The sequence below is a fragment of the Leuconostoc sp. genome, assembly GCF_965300815.1.
Genome location: NZ_CBDKZH010000015.1, coordinates 1 through 18,148, shown reverse-complemented (window position 1 = coordinate 18,148; position 18,148 = coordinate 1). Strand labels below are relative to the sequence as shown.

General features: G+C 45.1%; 13 protein-coding genes. 1 reads left to right on the top strand and 12 read right to left on the bottom strand.

Features of this window, described 5'->3' with window-relative positions:
* Positions 1-185: 185 nt before the first annotated feature.
* On the top strand, positions 186-1,118 hold the full coding sequence (gene mvk, locus ACW12G_RS02070; protein WP_048701856.1) for a mevalonate kinase: 933 nt from the start codon (positions 186-188) through the stop codon (positions 1,116-1,118).
* A 26-nt stretch (positions 1,119-1,144) separates the two neighbouring features.
* Here the strand turns inward: mvk and ACW12G_RS02065 are convergent, their stop codons facing one another.
* From ACW12G_RS02065 to ACW12G_RS02010, 12 genes are all read right to left on the bottom strand, one after another.
* On the bottom strand, positions 1,145-2,134 hold the full coding sequence (locus ACW12G_RS02065; protein ID WP_029509232.1) for an aldo/keto reductase: 990 nt from the start codon (positions 2,132-2,134) through the stop codon (positions 1,145-1,147).
* A 3-nt stretch (positions 2,135-2,137) separates the two neighbouring features.
* Positions 2,138-3,031 carry a GDSL-type esterase/lipase family protein gene (locus ACW12G_RS02060; protein ID WP_455647164.1) on the bottom strand — a complete coding sequence of 298 codons (894 nt, stop codon included), beginning with the start codon at positions 3,029-3,031 and terminating at the stop codon, positions 2,138-2,140.
* Positions 3,028-4,002 (bottom strand): ribose-phosphate diphosphokinase, encoded by a 975-nt coding sequence (locus ACW12G_RS02055; protein WP_029509229.1) that lies wholly within the window; start codon positions 4,000-4,002, stop codon positions 3,028-3,030. The genes ACW12G_RS02060 and ACW12G_RS02055 overlap by 4 nt, the downstream gene beginning before the upstream one ends.
* Positions 4,003-4,045: 43 nt before the next feature.
* A complete protein-coding gene (recD2, locus tag ACW12G_RS02050) occupies positions 4,046-6,433 on the bottom strand; it encodes an SF1B family DNA helicase RecD2 (RefSeq protein WP_227783915.1) in 2,388 nt (795 codons plus the stop codon).
* A 39-nt stretch (positions 6,434-6,472) separates the two neighbouring features.
* Positions 6,473-7,126: a histidine phosphatase family protein gene (locus ACW12G_RS02045; protein WP_010004077.1), complete on the bottom strand. Its 654-nt coding sequence runs from the start codon at positions 7,124-7,126 to the stop codon at positions 6,473-6,475.
* Position 7,127: 1 nt separating this feature from the next.
* Positions 7,128-7,466, bottom strand: a complete 339-nt coding sequence (locus tag ACW12G_RS02040; RefSeq protein ID WP_455647163.1) for a cysteine desulfurase — start codon at positions 7,464-7,466, stop codon at positions 7,128-7,130.
* Positions 7,467-7,620: 154 nt separating this feature from the next.
* On the bottom strand, positions 7,621-8,736 hold the full coding sequence (locus ACW12G_RS02035) for a BMP family lipoprotein (protein ID WP_048701865.1): 1,116 nt from the start codon (positions 8,734-8,736) through the stop codon (positions 7,621-7,623).
* Between the two features lie 175 nt (positions 8,737-8,911).
* A complete protein-coding gene (locus tag ACW12G_RS02030) occupies positions 8,912-10,360 on the bottom strand; it encodes an RsmF rRNA methyltransferase first C-terminal domain-containing protein (RefSeq protein ID WP_455647162.1) in 1,449 nt (482 codons plus the stop codon).
* Positions 10,360-11,271, bottom strand: a complete 912-nt coding sequence (rbsK, locus tag ACW12G_RS02025; RefSeq protein ID WP_189428578.1) for a ribokinase — start codon at positions 11,269-11,271, stop codon at positions 10,360-10,362. Before rbsK ends, ACW12G_RS02030 begins: the two co-directional genes overlap by 1 nt.
* A 172-nt stretch (positions 11,272-11,443) precedes the next feature.
* Positions 11,444-11,869 (bottom strand): phosphate-starvation-inducible protein PsiE, encoded by a 426-nt coding sequence (locus tag ACW12G_RS02020; RefSeq protein ID WP_029509222.1) that lies wholly within the window; start codon positions 11,867-11,869, stop codon positions 11,444-11,446.
* A 60-nt stretch (positions 11,870-11,929) separates the two neighbouring features.
* Positions 11,930-16,243 carry a PolC-type DNA polymerase III gene (locus ACW12G_RS02015; RefSeq protein WP_455647161.1) on the bottom strand — a complete coding sequence of 1,438 codons (4,314 nt, stop codon included), beginning with the start codon at positions 16,241-16,243 and terminating at the stop codon, positions 11,930-11,932.
* 57 nt (positions 16,244-16,300) lie between these two features.
* The gene (locus ACW12G_RS02010; RefSeq protein ID WP_010005501.1) at positions 16,301-18,016 is read right to left on the bottom strand and encodes a proline--tRNA ligase; all 1,716 of its coding nucleotides are present in this window, start codon (positions 18,014-18,016) and stop codon (positions 16,301-16,303) included.
* Positions 18,017-18,148: the final 132 nt, after the last annotated feature.

Genomic DNA, 18,148 nt, shown 5'->3' with positions numbered 1-18,148 from the left:
ATAATAACAAACGTTTTTTAGGAGTTTATGGCAAGCATCTTTCTCATATATAAAGAGATGAATTGCGTTGTTAACTTTGCCCTAATCAGGCAACACTACGACAAACTTAACAACGCAATTCATCTATCATTTTACACTATTTAGAAAAGTGCGGTACAATAGTAAAGGAAATTCGGAGAAAAATCATGATTAGTCAAATGCTTGGGGTGGGAATTGCCCATGCCAAAATTATTTTAGTCGGTGAACATGCCGTCGTTTATAACCAACCAGCTATTGCCATTCCATTAACAAACCTGACCGTGACGACAACAATTCGACCAGCCTTTAGCGGGCAAACAATTGAAAGTAGCACGTTTCACGGCGACCTCGATGAATTAGGCGCCAATGTGGAAGGCTTACGTCAGCTCATCCTTAAATTACTGCAATCTTTAAATTTGGTTGATGCCCCTTTCACGCTAGAAATTGAAACAAATATTCCACAAGAACGTGGTTTCGGCGCGTCAGCGGCTTTTGCAACCTCGATCACAAAAGCCTTTTTTGATTACGTGAAGGCCCCCTTGTCACCTAAACAATTAAAACACTTTACCGATTTGGCGGAAGGTATTTCCCATGGCTCGGCCTCTGGTTTAGATGCCGCCACTGTCGGCTCTGACGACCCCATTTGGTTCGTCAAAAACGAGACCTTAACGGCTTTTAAAATGACCTTAACAGGGACACTTGTTGTCGCTGATACAGGCATTCATGGCCAAACGATGCACGCTGTTAATATCGTGAAAAGCAATTTGGATGATGATTATGACCTCACTTGGCAAAAAATTGTCCATTTGGGGCAAATTGCAGAAAAAGTTCGGGCTGATTTAACTCATAATCACCCCGAACACGTCGGTTTATTATTTACGGCGGCACATCACGAATTACAATCACTCGGTGTGTCACACCCTAAACTCGACAACCTTGTCAATGCTGCCCTACATGCTGGCGCACTCGGTGCTAAGCTGACCGGTGCCGGTATTGGCGGCGCAATGTTTGCCCTAGCCAAAAATAACGATGATGCCATCACCATCGCCAATGCCCTCACAAAAGCGGGCGCACAAAATACTTGGATTCAACCATTATAAAAAGCATCCCAACGGGATGCTTTTTTCTATTTCAAAATCGTTTCAATTTGAGCAACTTCGTCATCAGTGAAAGTCATGTTATCACTAAAGGCTAAGTTATCTACCAGATGGTCAATCTTACTTGCCCCGATGACAACAGTGGCAACGCGGCGGTCGCGGAGCAACCAGGCTAATGCCATTTGTGACAATTTTTGACCACGGGCTTGCGCAATGGCGTTTAAGGCGTTCAACTTAGCAATCAAGGCCGCTTTACCATCTTCAAACAAGAACGCATTCGTCCGGTGAATTGGGTAATCTTCCGGAATATCCTCTAAGTAACGATCCGTCAGCAAGCCTTCAGCTAGTGGCCCATAGGCAATCAAGCCAGCATGATTTTCATCCAATACGTCCAACAAACCATCATCAGCGGCCGTTTGATTTAACATGTTATAAGACACTTGGTTCCCAATAAATGGTGTGCCAAGTTCATCAAACAACTTCGCAATGGCGGCTGTTTGTTCAGCATTATAATTAGATACCCCGACATATAATGCCTTACCTTGCTTAACCAATAAGTCCATCGCATAAGCAGTTTCTTCTAAACGCGTGTTGGGATCCCAACGATGTGCATAGAAAATATCAACATAATCTAGTCCCATGCGTTGGAGACTTAAATCCAAGGCGGCCGTCAACGTCTTTTTACCGGAAAACTCACCCAATGGTCCAGGCCACATGTGATAACCCGCCTTAGTCGTGATAATCAGTTCATCACGATACGGCTTCAAATCACTGCGATAGACCTGACCAAAAGTTTCTTCCGCGGTGCCGTTACTTGGGCCATAATTAGATGCATTATCAAAGCTAAAAATACCACTGTCAAATGCCTTCAACATCACTTTTCGAGAATTTTCAAGTGGCATTTGGTCACCCAAATTACGCCACAAGCCAAATGATACGACTGGTAAAATTAAGCCAGAATCACTCACCCGACGGTAAGGTAATTTCTCATAACGTTGTTCATCTGCTGCATATACCATGATTTAAAGTCCTTTCACTATTTGCTCTGCAATAATTTGATGCGCTGCACAATTCGGGTGGACATCTGTCATGGCTGGTAACCATGACTTGGTTTCAATTAACGTGAATTGATCAAAGCGTGCCGTTTCAGCTAAAAACACCTCACGAAACGCCCCATTCAATGGCATCATTAATATAATTTTAGCATTGTGAAAGCGCTTTATCAATTCCAATAAATAGATGCGTAAACCAAATGCAAACGCGGTCGGTGTGGCACCATAGTTAAAATCGTTGGTGCCATAATTCACTAGTACGAGGTTAGTCGTCACTAATGGTCGCGACACATTGTCACCAACGTGCCACAAGGCTTCGATCGCTGTTGGGATTTGGTATGGCGCAGCAGCGGTTAAGCCCGTTCCCCCATACGCAATACGCGCCAACGGTTGCCCTAAGGCATCAGCCACCAGTTGTGGGTAGCTCAATTCGGGATGATGCCCATCGGCGGCCATGGCTTCACCAGCAGTAATGGAATCTCCAACAAACGTCACGTAAGGCTGTGCATTTTCAATTGGGGCCACTTCGCCCTGATCAATTGTCACGGCTGTCACATAGACAGGATCTTGCCAAAAAGCTTCACTACTACCTGCGCGATCACGCAACACCATGCGAACCTCGGCCGTCTCTGTGGGTATGGTCACTTGCAAAGTTTGGTCCGCGACCGGCATCTCCTGCCAATCGGCGGCATTAATTTGCACCGCAAAAGCCAACCCGTCGTAGTTTTTAGCAAATGATAATCGCACCACGTGAACATGGGTTGTCACAAAAGCTACTGACGCCCCAAATTGGGTGGTCATCATGCCATCATCCGTTACGCCCCATTCTGGTGACAATAGTCGTGTCATGTCAACTGTTTTCATAATTTAACATCCAAGTTATCCGGACTTCTCATAATGTCCTCAATACTTTCGCACGCATCGACCCGTCGAATCGCTTCGGCAAATGTAGCTGCAACTGATAATTGTACTAACTTATCAAAACGCTTATCATCGGGTACTTCAATCGTGTTCGCCACTAATGTTTTTGAAATTGCCGATTTGGCTAACTTGTCAACGGCCTGTTCTGACAACACTGCGTGTGGGGCAACAGCGTAAATATCTGTCACACCAGCCGCCGTTAACGCTTCACTCGCCAACGTCATGCTTGTGCCCGTGTCGATAATATCATCAATCAAAATCGCGCGCTTCCCCTGCACATTGCCAGTAATGCCAAATGGTGCCGTTTGCAAATCTTCACCGACCCGACGATCAATGACTGCCCATTCTGCATGAAGTAGTTTCGCAAACTTACGCGCACGACCAACACTCGCGTGATCTGGTGCTACAACAACTAAATCTGACCCCAACAGGTCATTTTCATAAAAGTAATGGCCTAAAGTTGGCATTGAAATCAAATGATCAACTGGAATATCAAAGAAGCCCTGTACTTGATCAGCATGAAGGTCCATCGTGATAACACGCTTAACCCCTTGTGATTCTAGCATGTTCGCAATCAAACGCGCCGCGATTGGTTCACGTGAACGCGCCTTACGATCTGATCTGGCATAGCCAAAATAAGGAATCACGACATTAATGGTCTTGGCAGAAGCACGACGTGCCGCATCAATAAAGATCATTAACTTCATAAAATTATCGTTGACCGGATCGGAAATGCCTTGAATCACATAGACATCTCGACCACGAACGGTTTGCTCAATCCGTTCATAAATTTCATCATCGGCAAATTGCCGTACATCAATATCTGATAAGTTGGTGCCTAAAATATTGGCGATTTCATCAGCCAACTTTGGATTACTTCCAAGGCTAAATAAGCGATATTCAGGGGTCGTCATCTTCTATCTCCGTCTCGTTTTCTTAGTTTCATTATACCAGTAATCAGCTGGTTGCCATAAAATCATATGGGGTGACATCCGCCAAACCAATCATTGGTGAGATGGTTTGTGCGGCAATTAGCGCCTCAGTTAGTTGATATTTTTCAGTTACTGATGGCGGTGTTGGGCGCACCACTGGTGTGACGGTGGGCGCGTTTTCTGCTTGCAGCCGTTGCGTCAACCAAGTTGCCCGCAGCGGTACTGGTGTCTGCGCTGCCCGATTAAAGGCAGCATATTCTCCAACCAAAATTAAAGCTTCTTTTGCGCGCGTCAGGCCAGTATACAACAAGTTTCGGTTTAGCATTAAGCCAAAACGCGTGGTGAGTGCCATAACCACCAGTTTAAACTCATTACCTTGTGCTTTATGGACCGTCGTTGCATAGGCTAACGTGAGTTGGTTTAACTGCTTCTTGGGATACACCAGCTCTTTGCCATCAAAATCAACGACGAGGCTATCCTCATTTTCAGTATTACCAGGGTCTTTTTTATAGCGAATGGCGATAATTTTGCCCATATCGCCATTAAAAATATCACGCTCACTGTCATTTTCAAGTTGCAAGACCTTATCGCCCTGCCGAAAAATTGTCTCGCCAAACTGTAAGAATTTTTGACCAGGCTTCAGGGGATTAAACAAAGCTTGCGCCATCGTATTTAACGCATGCACGCCAGCAGTGGTTTTATACATTGGTGCTAAAATCTGTAAATCATCAGCCGTATAGCCTTTGTTAATTGCCGCTTGCACGACTTGCTCAATGGCCGTCACCACTTGATCTGGGCCGACCATAAAGGTCGAACGATCACGTTGGTTGGTCATAAAGTCCTCGGGTAGCTGACCGTTTTTAATATGTTGTGCCAATGTGGTAATACTACTACCGCGACCCTGCCGATAAATCGTTGCCAGTTCGATATGAGCAATTCGCTGACTGGCTACAAAATCAGCCAATACGTTTCCGGGACCAACTGACGGCAGTTGATCCGCGTCGCCAACAATAATGACTTTCATGCCACTCGGAATGGCAGCAAACAACTTTGCCGTCAATTCAATATCCAACATGGAGGCCTCATCAATAATTAGTAGCCCACCCGCAATTGGATTTTCGGCATTAAATTCCGGTTCATCTAAATCCGAAATCCCCAGTAGCCGATGAATCGTCGTCGCCTCATGGCCAGTAACTTCCGTCATCCGTTTGGCCGCTCGTCCAGTTGGTGACGCTAATTTCACCGCATAATTTTTTAAGAAATCTTGGGTATTATCAGCATATTTCGCTCGTTGCTGCAACAATTTATGCCAAGTTGCCACCATCGTGCGGACAATTGTCGTTTTACCTGTCCCAGGACCGCCCGTCAGCAAGAACACCTGCGCATTCAAGCCAGCTTTTACCGCCGCAATTTGCGTGTCATCTAACTGCAAATGACCTGGGGTGGTCACCGCATCAGCAATCGCCTCCGGTGTGATATCAAAAGGCATTGGAGCGCGTAACAAACGCTTAAGGTCTTGGGCCACTTGCCGTTCAGCTTGATAAAGCGTTGCCGCATATAAGCGACCTTCATCATCGACTAAAATATGATTGGCAATTAACGCTTCAATGGCTTGGTCAATATCAGCTTGTAACTGCTGATCATGTAGTAATTGCCCGGTGGCTTGTAGCAGTTGTGCGCGCGATAAATAAGTATGGCCATATTGGAAACTGACATTCATCATCGTGGCGTAGACAGCCGCCTGCACTCGGCGCTGATCCGTACGCGCATGACCATTTTTTTGACCAATGGCATCGGCAATTTTAAAGGAAACCCCATCAAATTCAAAAACCAAACGATAAGGATCCGTTGTTAAAATTTCTTCAGCTTCATGGCCGTATTGGTCATAAAGACGCCCAGCCAAATCAGCTCCTAATCCATACTGATTACCAATTTGAAATAAGCGTTCCAAACCAAGGTTCAATTGGAGACTGCGCGCTAATTTTTGCGCTGTTGCTGGTTTAACGATACCGTCCAATACCTGTACATCATCTAAAATCAAGGTGACAGCGTCAAGGCCTAAGTGGTCAACAATTTTTTCCGCCGTTTTTTGACCAATCCCTGAAAATTGCCCACTCGCAAAATACTTAATCAAGCCATTTTCATCGGGTGGTAATTCATTTTCATAATGTGATACTTTTAATTGTTGCCCGTACTTCGGATGGCGGACCACTTGTCCGAAGAAAGCATAAGTACTCCCTTCTTGAACATCAGCAAACGTCCCAGTCACAATAATTTCTGGGGTCTCCCAGTCGGTCAGCGTGCTGTCATCAATTTGCACGGATAAAATTTTAAAATAAGAATCACTGGACGCAAAAATGACGTGTTGCAACGTCCCAGTAACTTTGTCCAATTGGTCAGTTTCAAATGTCATCGTGTGCTTGTTTTAATCCTTCACTACGCTCGTGTCAACTTAAATGGTGGTTCCGTCATTTTGAAGCTTATTGAGATACATTGTATTATTCCAATCTTCAATTTCAAACTGTTGACCATCAGTCGTTGACAGCACAGTCGTTGATGTATTACTTAAACCACCACGTTCACGAATCGCCATTCGCGGTGTTTGTAGGAGTTCGTTGATACCAAAAGATAAAGCCATCCCGTGTGAGACAATCAAAATATTGTCCGTTGGATATTGCTGTGCCAGGTTTTTAATAAACCGCGCAAATCGCGCACTTGCTTTTGTATACCCTTCCCCATCAAATTCAGTGCCTTCAAACTGATCCAAATTATGGCGATAATTATGGTAGGCGGTCGCATAGTCAACTTGCACTTGTGCCACCAGTTCACCTTCCCAGCGGCCTAGGCCAACTTCGGCAATATTTGAGCGCAGTGACAAGGGACCACGATAGTTCATTTCGCGCGCAATTTGTGTGGCGGTAATCCGCGCACGCCGCAATGGCGACGCAAATACCCGTGTGAATTCGACGTCTCGCAAAAAGTCGGCGACTTTCACCATATCATCATAACTTGAAGGTAATAAATCAGAATCACCGTTGCCCCCTTGAAAGCGGCGTTCGAGATTCCAAGCCGTTTGGCCATGTCGTACAAAATAAAATTTAGTCATATTAAATCTTTTCTAGCACCCCGCGTGCCACAAGCTCATCAACAAAAAAATGATACAACGGCACCATTTCTGCTGCATGTTGATTTTTAAAAATGTCAACGCGTACCACATCCCCAGCAGAAACAGTACTCATCTTAAACCCGGTCAAATCTGGGTTAACCGTCACTTTTAATTTGACTGCGTTAGCCAATGCTTTTTCCGGTTCAAGCGAGCGATGTAACGTATAGGCGCCGGCATTATTCGTAATGAAGCCTAAGTCGCCAAGCGTATACTTTTTAATCTGTGGACTAAGACGGTAGGTGGCATCACCTAAAATCGTTACTTGTTGATCAAAAGCCATTTCTCATTTTGTGTCGCCAGCAGCATTTTCTGGTCATGCGTCTCACCAAAATTCGCCTGTGACAGACACTTCCTCCTAAAACATACTGACTTTATTATACCAAAAAAGCCCCGCTCACGCGGGGCTTGCTTGTGAAAATCTCTGGCTACTTCGATTAGAACTTTTGATTAAATTGTGAGCCAGCTGGGTGGTTTGGTACTTTAATCGTACCATCAATAATACCCTTTTCCGCTTTATCTACGGCTGTCTTTTGTGCTGGTGTCAATTCTGATTTTGTCAAATAAACACCACGTTCCTTAAGCCCGTAGGCCACTGTTTTGCCACCTGGGAAACTGTGGTCTTTGTTATAGGCATCGGCGATGTTTTTAACACCTGCCCCAACGGACGTGATTGATGAGGCCATCGTTGACGTTTCTGACTTACCATCTTTTGACTTATAAGCTCCATCAGCCTTCTGATCACGGTCAACACCAATAATATACAAACGTTGCTTTGAATCAGCATCCAACTTTGAATTTTCGGCTTTCGCTTCAGTAAAAGCACCATTCCCAACAAAACCAGCGGCCGCAAAGATTGTGCGAATGCCTGAGGCGTACATTGCCGCAGCAATCGTCTTACCCTTAGCTGAGTCGGTAAATGAATTGGCATATTGCTTTTCGACCGTTAATGTTGGATCAGTTGCCTTCACACCGGCTTCAAAACCAGCATCAAATGCATCAATAATGTTACCGTGAATACCGCCAATAAAGCCAACAGCCTTTTCGCCGTTTTCCTTGGCCTTAATCGCAGCCGCAACACCAGCTAGATAAGAAGATTGTTCTGAACGGAACATCACTGATGCCACGTTAGGTTGCTTGGTCACAATATCATCGACTAACACAAACTTTTGCTTGGGGTTTAACTTCGCTGACTTAGTGATCGCTTGGTTTAATGAATACCCAATCCCATAAACAATCTGGTATTTATGATTTTTGGTTGCCAAATTAAAGTTTTGGTCCAAATCTGAGTGATCAGTGGTCGTGAAATACGTCACTGGCGCATTTTGTCCCGCCTTCATATGATGTGCTGCCGCATATTGCTTAGCACCTTCCCAGGCAGATTGGTTAAATGAATGGTCATCCACACCGCCGACATCTAGGACCAAGCCAAGTGATGCCGCATTATTTGCCTGCCCATTTTGCGTTGACTTATGCGACAAACCCGTATAAATACCGCCGCCAATAATGGCAATAGCTGCAAGACCTGCAATGATTTTAGTTGATTGTTTCATGGTGATTGTTCTCCCTTTGTGAGGTATGCAAATGCATAGCACCGACCCCGTAATTTAAACTTCACGTTCACGCGACGTCAAACGTAACTGTAAAGACTAGAATCTATTATACGTGTTCTTTACTTAAGAACAAGGTCAAATCATGGGCTTGACATCACAAACAGCTGTTCGCTGTTTAATACATATCCGCTGCTAGCGTGGTATCATACGCTTTAACAGCAAAGCGGAGCCCCTTAGGGAAGAAGTTTTTAATTTGGCCATCAACGTACCGTCCCCAGCCCGCGCCATTACCATTGGCCGTCATTAAGACCCACCCTTTTTGTAAAGGTGCCGCTGGTCGAACCACATCACCATGGACAAATTGTGCCCAATCGTCAGGCGTCATGGCGTAAGTTTGACTGACTACTTGTGGTGGTAAAGCCAAGGCTAGCGCATGCGCAGGCTCAAAGCGGTTTTTCTTAAACGTGCCCAACTCAAGTCCTAGTCGCAAAATTTTCATCCCTGAAATATCAGGTGTGCCCACTGGTGCCAGATAAAGTCGATCACCAAATAAGGTTAACGTGTGCTGGGTCATATCAAAGTCGGGTAGCGTTGTCGCCACAAAATCAGCAAAAATCTTTTCTTGGCTACGACTCAATGGTGTTGGCACTAACGGTTTAACGACCGCAGTTGTCGGCGTTGCGTCAGCGGCTTTTTCTAATTTGGCAGCAAAGTGGCCCTCACCTTGTAAGGCTTGTGGCCACAAACGAGCCGTCCCCTCAAGTACTGTGAGATCTGCTGTCGTTGATACGGTGGTTTGGCCATCAGTGTAAGCCTGATCAGCCCATGCTGGCCGACCATCTTGGACATGTGTATGGGCTGGTTTATCAATGGGTACAAGCTGCATTTCTGGATATTCTTGCATCAACCAGGCAATCATTTGTTCATCTTCTTCGGGCGCAAATGTGCACGTCGAGTAAACGATTTGTCCGCCTGGCCGAAGCATTTTCATGGCTTCGCGTAAAATCTCACGTTGTAAGTCAGCTAATTCTTGCGGGAAATCCTGATGCCATTGTGCCACTGCGGCTGGATTTTTACGAAACATCCCTTCGCCAGAACATGGCGCATCCAGTAAAATTTTGTCAAAAAATTGTGGTAACTTGGCACTTAATTCAGCTGGTGCATGCGAGCTGACGATACTATTTTGCACGCCCATTCGTTCAATATTTTCACTTAAAACTTTGGCCCGATTCATAAAAATTTCATTGGCCCAAAGTAAGCCTTCCTGTTGCATAAAAGCAGCGAGATGTGTCGTTTTGCCACCAGGTGCGGCGGCCAAATCTAGCACCCGTTCACCAGGTTTTGGCTGTAAGACTTCGCCAACAAATTGTGCAGAGGGTTCCTGAGAGTAAACAACGCCAGTGACATGGTCAACACTGTGCCCAGAAACTGCCCCAAAATGGCCCCATTTACCGTACGGTACTGGCCCGTTATCTGGGGTGTCACTGACCACAGGATTGGCTTTTAACGGATTGACACGGTAGGCCTTTTGTACCTGGTCATCAAAAGTGTCAAAAAAAGCCGGCGCTTCATCGCCTAATAAACGCGTATATTTAGTTGTAAACGCTTCTGGTAATTGTTGCATTAGAACTGATCCACTTCTTCACGGGTTGGAATTGACGGAATGGCACCTGGTCGCGTAACGGCAATGGCACTGGCTGTGCTAGCACGATCAACGGCGTCGACTAAATTACTAAAATCGGCGGCAAGTTCACTTGCCAGGGTCCCAATAAAAGTATCCCCCGCTGCTGTCGTATCAACGGCCGCAACTTTTTTCGGCTTTGCCCACCAACGGTTGGCACCGTCAGCGATAAACGAGCCCGCTTCCCCCAGGGTAATAATACTGCGAGCTACCCCTGTTGCCAAGATGGCATCACTGACTTGATTCAACACCGCACGATCATTTTCAACAGTGATACCCGTTAACAATTGTGCTTCTGTTTCATTAGGCAAAATAATATCTGTCAAATTAGCCAAGGTTGGGGTGACCTCATAAACTGCTGGTGCAGGATTCAGCACAGTTTGCACATTGTGCGCCTTGGCCATTTTAAAAGCTGCTGTAATCACTGCCAATGGGACCTCAAATTGCGCAATCAACGTATCGGCTTGGGCAATCAGCTCCTCATCTAAATCATCGACGGTCAAGGCTTGATTGGCCCCACCATGAATCAAAATTGTATTGGCGCCGTTGTCTTGCAACATGATATAGGCTGAACCAGTTGGTACTGTTGCATTGGTTTGAATCGCCGCCACATCAACGGCTTGATCAGCTAAGGTTTGGCGCATAAAGTGGCCATTATTGTCCTGCCCTACTGCGCCAATAAAGGCCACTTGAGCGCCTTGACGGGCTGCTGCAACTGCTTGGTTGGCACCTTTACCACCAGGTGCTGTTGTCACGTCTGTTAAAGCCATTGTTTCGCCAACTAATGGCATACGAGGCATCTTCATGATGCTATCAACGTTGAGACTCCCAAGGACAACAATTTTTTTCGTCATATTTTCATTTTGGTCTTCACGCGCGCGTGGCATATGTACAAGACAACCTGTACACATGGCATCTTTCTACCGTGAATGACTCTCCTCCGCGTATTTTCATCTCTTATCATACCATGTTTAAACCATGCAAAAAAGCACGGTAAGCCGTGCTTTTTAATTCAAAACTGACTGGTTAATGTGGTAGTTTCTGCTGTTTCCCTTTTTCACGGAAATAACGGTACACCGTCAAAGCAACCACTAAGATACCGATTGATAAGGCTAATAGCAACGTTTTCATCGTTTGATCATGATAAACCAAAATTGCCCGAATCAAGGCGGTCACCCCGATATAAAGAAAACTTTCCATCGAAATATGAGCGTCCTTGATAAAATATTCGCGGACCAAACTCATAAACTCAAAGAACAAGAAGACGGCAAGCGTGGCATCCGTAATTTGATTAAAGTGTGACCGCATATCCTCCACTGTCAGGAGTAAATGCGCTAAATTATAAATTTCACGCAACAAAAAGCCAAAAATCACAACCCCAATAATAATCATGAGGCTATTTAAGACATATTCAAAATAATTGGCCACTTTTTGGTGCCATTCGTGTTTCATATTACGCTCTCCGTCGTTGTTTAATGATGCGCCAACTGGCGCTTAGTGGTTCAAAAAATATTAAAAATCAAACAAATTCAATTGATTTTCGTCTGGCATACCATCTAAGACTGAATTTTTCGTCAAATAGTCAACGACTGTTTGGGAGACCTTCCCACGCTTTTTCAAATCTTCCTTACTCAAAAATGGCTTTTCTTGGCGCGCCACAATGATTTGTTTGGCCACGTTATCGCCCAAACTTGGCACTGCTGAGAACGGTGGAATTAGCGTGTCGCCATCAATCACCCACTCGCTGGCTTCTGACTTATATAAATCAACCATTGAGAAGGTAATCCCACGTTCTAAGGCTTCATTCGCCATCTCCAATACCGTCAAAAGGTTTTTGTCGCCCACCGTGGCATCATTGCCCAAGGCGCGTAAACGCTTTAACGCTTCTTTTGTCGCATTTTTCCCACGACTCATGGCCACAATATCAAATTGATCAGCGCGGACTGAGAAGTACGTCGCATAATAAATCGTTGGGAAATAGACTTTAAAATAAGCAATCCGCAAGGCCATCAAAACATAGGCCGCCGCGTGGGCACGTGGGAACATATACTTGATTTTAAGCATCGATTGGATATACCATTCTGGAATCTTTGCTGCACGTAACTGGGCCTGATACTCATCAGTAATCCCTTTTCCTTTACGCACTTTTTCCATGACATTAAACGCATCAGCTGCTGGGAAGCCCCAGTTAATCAAATCCGTCATGATCTTATCACGGGTTCCAATCACGGTCCCAATCGTTGCTGTGCCGTTTTCAATCAATTCATTGGCGTTCCCTAGCCACACATCCGTGCCGTGTGACAAACCAGAAATTTGCAATAGTTCAGAGTAATTGTGGGGTTGCGTTTCTTCCAACATGCCCCGCACAAAGTTCGTCCCAAATTCAGGCAAACCAAGTGTGCCAGTTTTTGAGAAAATTTGTTCTGGCGTCACGCCTAACGCTTTTGGCGACGTAAACAGACTCAAGACACCAGGATCATTGACCGGAATTGATTGCGGATCAATTCCTGACATATCCTTTAACGTGCGTACCATCGTCGGATCATCATGCCCCAAAATATCCATTTTGAGCAAATTATCGTGAATCGAATGGTAATCCATGTGCGTTGTTTGCCACAATGATTTTTGATCATCGGCCGGATATTGAACAGGTGTGAAATCATAGACATCATATTCACGTGGCACAATCAAAATCCCACCTGGATGTTGCCCTGTTGTCCGCTTAACGCCAGTAATCCCCTGAGCCAAACGTTCTACTTCTGTCCCACGGTAATGCTTATCATGATCGCGTTCATAACCTTTGACATAACCAAAGGCGGTTTTCTCCGCCACCGTCGCAATCGTGCCGGCACGGTACACATTGTGTTCACCGAACAAAACCTTCATGTAATTGTGTGCAATCGGTTGATAATCGCCCGAAAAGTTCAAATCAATATCTGGGACCTTATCCCCTTTGAAGCCCATGAAGGTTTCAAACGGAATATTTTGCCCATCGCCAATCAACATTTCACCAGGATGATTAGGGTCTGGCTTATCCGGCAAGTCATAGCCTGATTCATAAACTTTTGGATCAGCCAGCTCAAAATAGTCCCCATGGGCGCTGCGATAATGCGGGGCAAACGGATTAACTTCGGTAATCCCTGACATTGTCGCCACAAATGATGAACCAACTGAGCCACGCGAACCAACCAGATAACCATCTTTGTTGGACTTTTCAACCAAACGTTGCGCAATCATATAGTGCGGCGCAAAGCCGTTACCAATAATGGCTTTTAATTCTTGGTCAATACGGGCTTGAATGACATCGGGAATGGGATCGCCGTACCATTCTTTAGCCGTTTCCAGTGTTCGACGGGTTAATTCCTCACCAGCGGTCGGAATATTGGGCGGGTACGACCCACTTTTTAGCGGCGCCACATCTTCTAAACTATCCGCAATCACATGCGTATTGTCAATCACAACTTTTTTCGCCAAGTCCTCACCCAAAAACGCATAATCGTCAAGTAGTTCTTGCGTTGTTTTGAAATGAAGTTCGGGTAAGGTTGTCCGATTTTGTGGGTTACCTGGTTGCGTGGCAATTAGGATTTGACGATAAATCCGATCTTCTGGATTCGTATACTTGATGTCGCCAGTAACGACCACCGGCTTATCCAATTCGTCACCAATCGCCACCATATCACGGAGAATATCGTGTAATTTATCGGTATCAGCAATCAAGCCTGATTCGATCATCGGTGCATAATTAGCAGTGGGCTGGATTTCAATAAAGTCATAATACGCCGCTTTTTCTAACGCTGCGTCATAACCTTTTTCAATCAGTGTGACAATCACGTCACCGCCCGTATCACCTGTACCGACTAATAAGCCTTCTCGATGTTGTTCCAAAACGGAACGCGGAATACGTGGTACACGCGCAAAAAATTCAATATTTGAGCGCGAGACTAATTCATAAAGATGCTTTAAACCGACAGCATTTTTTACCAACAACGTGGCATGTACCGGTCGGCCATGTTTCCAAGCATCCCCTTCCGTCATATGATCATTGAGCTGTTGATGGCTGGTCAAATCATAGCGTTCTTTGGCCTCTTTCATCAACCGCCATGCAATATGTCCGGTCGTTTCCGAATCGAAAATGGCTCGGTGCGCTTGTTCGAGATTGATATTAAAGCGCTTGGCGATTGTCCCTAATCGGTAAGATTTGTAATCAGGGTAAAGCCAACGCGTGAATGGCAAGGTATCAATCACCGGATTGCTAATGGCTGGTTTTTGATAACGCGCATACGCAGCGTTCATAAACCCAATATCAAACGTCACATTGTGTCCGATCAGCACCGCATCCCCAACCCAATCGCGGAAACGTTGGATGACGTCACTTTCTGGATCGGCATTGGCAACCATCGAATCCGTAATTGATGTCAGTTCAGTCGTAAATTCTGACAAGGGAAAACCAGGATTGATGTATTCAGAGAATTGATCCACCACATTCCCAAGTTGCATTTTAACCGCGGATAATTCAATGATTTTATCCGTTACGGCTGAAAGTCCCGTGGTTTCCAAATCGAAAGCGACAAAAGTTGTCTCTGGTCCAAGTAATGGCACATCAGCTAGATTAAAGGCAATCTGTTCCCCATCTTCAACTAAATTCGCTTCCATCCCATAAATCATTTTGAGATCATTTTTCTTGCCGGCAGCCACGGCTTCTGGAAAGCCTTGCACATTTGCTGTATCAACCACACCTAACGCTGTTTGGCCCCAACTTTTGGCTAACTTGGCTACTGCGCCATAGTCGGTTACCGCATCCATCGTTGACATATTGGTATGCACATGCAACTCGATATGCTTTTTATCATCTGGATAGTTGTCAACGCGACTCTCATGGTCAATCACTTGCAAATCGTAAATGTTCATCACCAATTCACGAGCATAAGTGTCTTCTTGCACATTACCAGACAACCGTACCCACATGCCGGGTTTTAGCCCGTCAAAAACAGCTTCGTCCGTTTCATTATTTGAAAACTTCTTGGCTGCAATCGAGCTCGAATAATCTGTCACTTTGATCGTCATGAGCTTACGCCCAGAGCGCAACTCACGTACTTCATGTGCAAAGATATAGCCTTCGATCACCACCCGATTTTCTTCACCTTCAATCGTCTCAAGACGCGTGATGTCAGCATCAGCAGCGATTTTACGTCCCAGTGTCAACGGCACCCCTTCAGATGAAGCCTTGGGTTTAGCTTGTTCTGTTGCTTGGATGGCTTTTTGTAAATCTTCTTGCGCTTTGGCATGGTGTTGGGCAACACTTTCAGCAATTTGTTGGGCTAAAGCTTCGTCTTGTTGCGGTGTCAACAGTAACTCTGGGAAGCCATAACGACGATAGGCCTGACTAATTGACTGCAAGGCCGTATCGGTCAGAGCGTTATACAATAACTGTGCGCCGACGGCAATCCCAAAATGTTGAGCATCAATTTGGCGTAACATCGTATTACTCGTTAACTGTTGACTCGCCGCGTGATTTAAGTCCGAGTCAGCTAAGGCAATATGCCAATATTGATTGACTTGTGTTGCATCAATGGTTTGGACCGGTGTCTCAATATTTAATTGGGTCTGTGCAATATTGGTAAACGCCGCTTGTAATTGTTGCCGAAATTGCATGAAGACATGGACCGGTAAAATGTCGTTTAATACGATATGAAAAGTCCACGTTTTGGCTTGTTTGGCGACGGTGACTTGCTTCAAACGTCCCTCAGCAAAAAATGGTTGCACATCATCAGCCAGCTGAATTTGTGAGATGAGATGTTGCAGTTGTTCTTCTTGGGATATTGCCATGGTTCCCCCTTCTTTTACTGATTAAAAAAGCCGATCAAATCGGCCTTTTGTGCGTGATTATTTATCGCCATTTAACAAAACTGAAACTGAGTCGACCACTTCACTGACCCGCATTTCAATGTTTGTGTTGCTTGCACGTACTTTAACTTCGACAACGTCTTCGGCAGCTTTTTTACCGACTGTGATGCGGATTGGCAAGCCAATCAAATCAGCATCGGCAAATTTAACGCCCGCACGTTCCTTACGATCATCAACCAAGACATCAAGCCCTTGTGCCGTTAATTCAGCTTCCAATTGGCTGGTAATACGTGCTTGATCTTCATCTTTCAAGTTCACTGGCACAATGTGCACATCAAATGGTGCAACACTTGCTGGCCAAACCAACCCATCTTCGTCGGCCATTTGTTCAGCAATCGCACTTAACAAACGTGACACACCAATTCCATATGAGCCCATGATCATATCAATTTGACGACCATTTTCATCAAGAATTTGGGCACCCATTGTCTTTGAATAACGTGTTCCAAGCTTGAAAATGTGGCCAATTTCAATGCCGCGGGTGAACACCAAGTGACCCTTGCCATCAATGGCTAAATCACCTTCACGCGCAGTACGAAAATCACCAACATTTTCTGGGTCCAGTACCACATCACGTTCCCAATTAATGTTAACGTAATGCTTGCCATCTTCATTTGCACCAGCCGCAAAGTTAACCAAATCAGCAGCTCGTTCATCGACTAACAAACGGACATTTTCTGGTAAGTTCACTGGGCCTAATGAACCAAATCCAGCCCCAATTAAGTCACGCACTTGCGCTTCATCCGCTAGTTCAAGCGTGTCGGCTTGCAAGAAGTTTTGTACCTTCACATCGTTGACTTCATAATCACCAGTTGTCACAACTGCAACTAATTCACCATCAGCAATAAAAGTAATGGTCTTAGCCAATTCTGATGCTGGCACTGACAATAATGCTGACAATTCATCAATTGTCTTTTCATTTGGTGTATCAATTTTTTCCAATGGCAAAGGTTCAACTGTTGACACTTGACGTTCGTAGTAATCTTTTGCCATTTCTAAGTTCGCTGCGTAGTCTGACGCATCAGAATAGGCAATGATGTCTTCACCAGCTGCCGCAGGTGCTGAGAATTCTTTAGAATCTGACCCACCCATGGCTCCGGCATCCCCAACGATTGCACGGTATGACAACCCAATGCGGTCAAAAATAGCCGTGTAAGCCGCTTCCATATCGTGATAAGCTTGGTCCAAACCAGCTTGATCTGCACTAAATGAATACGCATCCTTCATAATGAATTCACGTGTCCGCAACAAGCCAAAACGTGGGCGGTTTTCATCACGGAACTTTGCTTGCAATTGGTACACGATTAATGGCAATTTCTTATATGACTTGATGTCATCCGCCATCAGTTGCGTAAAGGTTTCTTCATGGGTTGGCCCCAAAATAAAGTCACGTGCTTGGCGGTTTTTGAACTTGTACAAGGCTGGCCCATAAGTTTCATAACGTCCTGACTTTTCCCATAATTCTGCTGGTAAAATTTCCGGTACCAACATTTCATTGGCATCAATCCGGTCCATTTCCTCGCGAATAATGGCTTCAATTTTATTCAATACCCGTTGCGCTAATGGCAAATAGGCAAACATCCCTGCTGCCACTGGGCGAATAAAGCCCGCTTTGAGTAAGAGTTGGTGACTTTTGACTTCCGCATCAGCTGGTACTTCGCGTAAAGTTGGCATTAATAGTTTAGATTGTTTCATGAGAATCCTCGTTTTTCCTTTTACAGTATGTACGGCGCAAAGCGCCTTATTATTTGAATAACTATTTATCTAAGTAAATCATTAATGGTTACCGCGACCAGCAAGACCACCATAAAGGCTGCCCCAGCAACG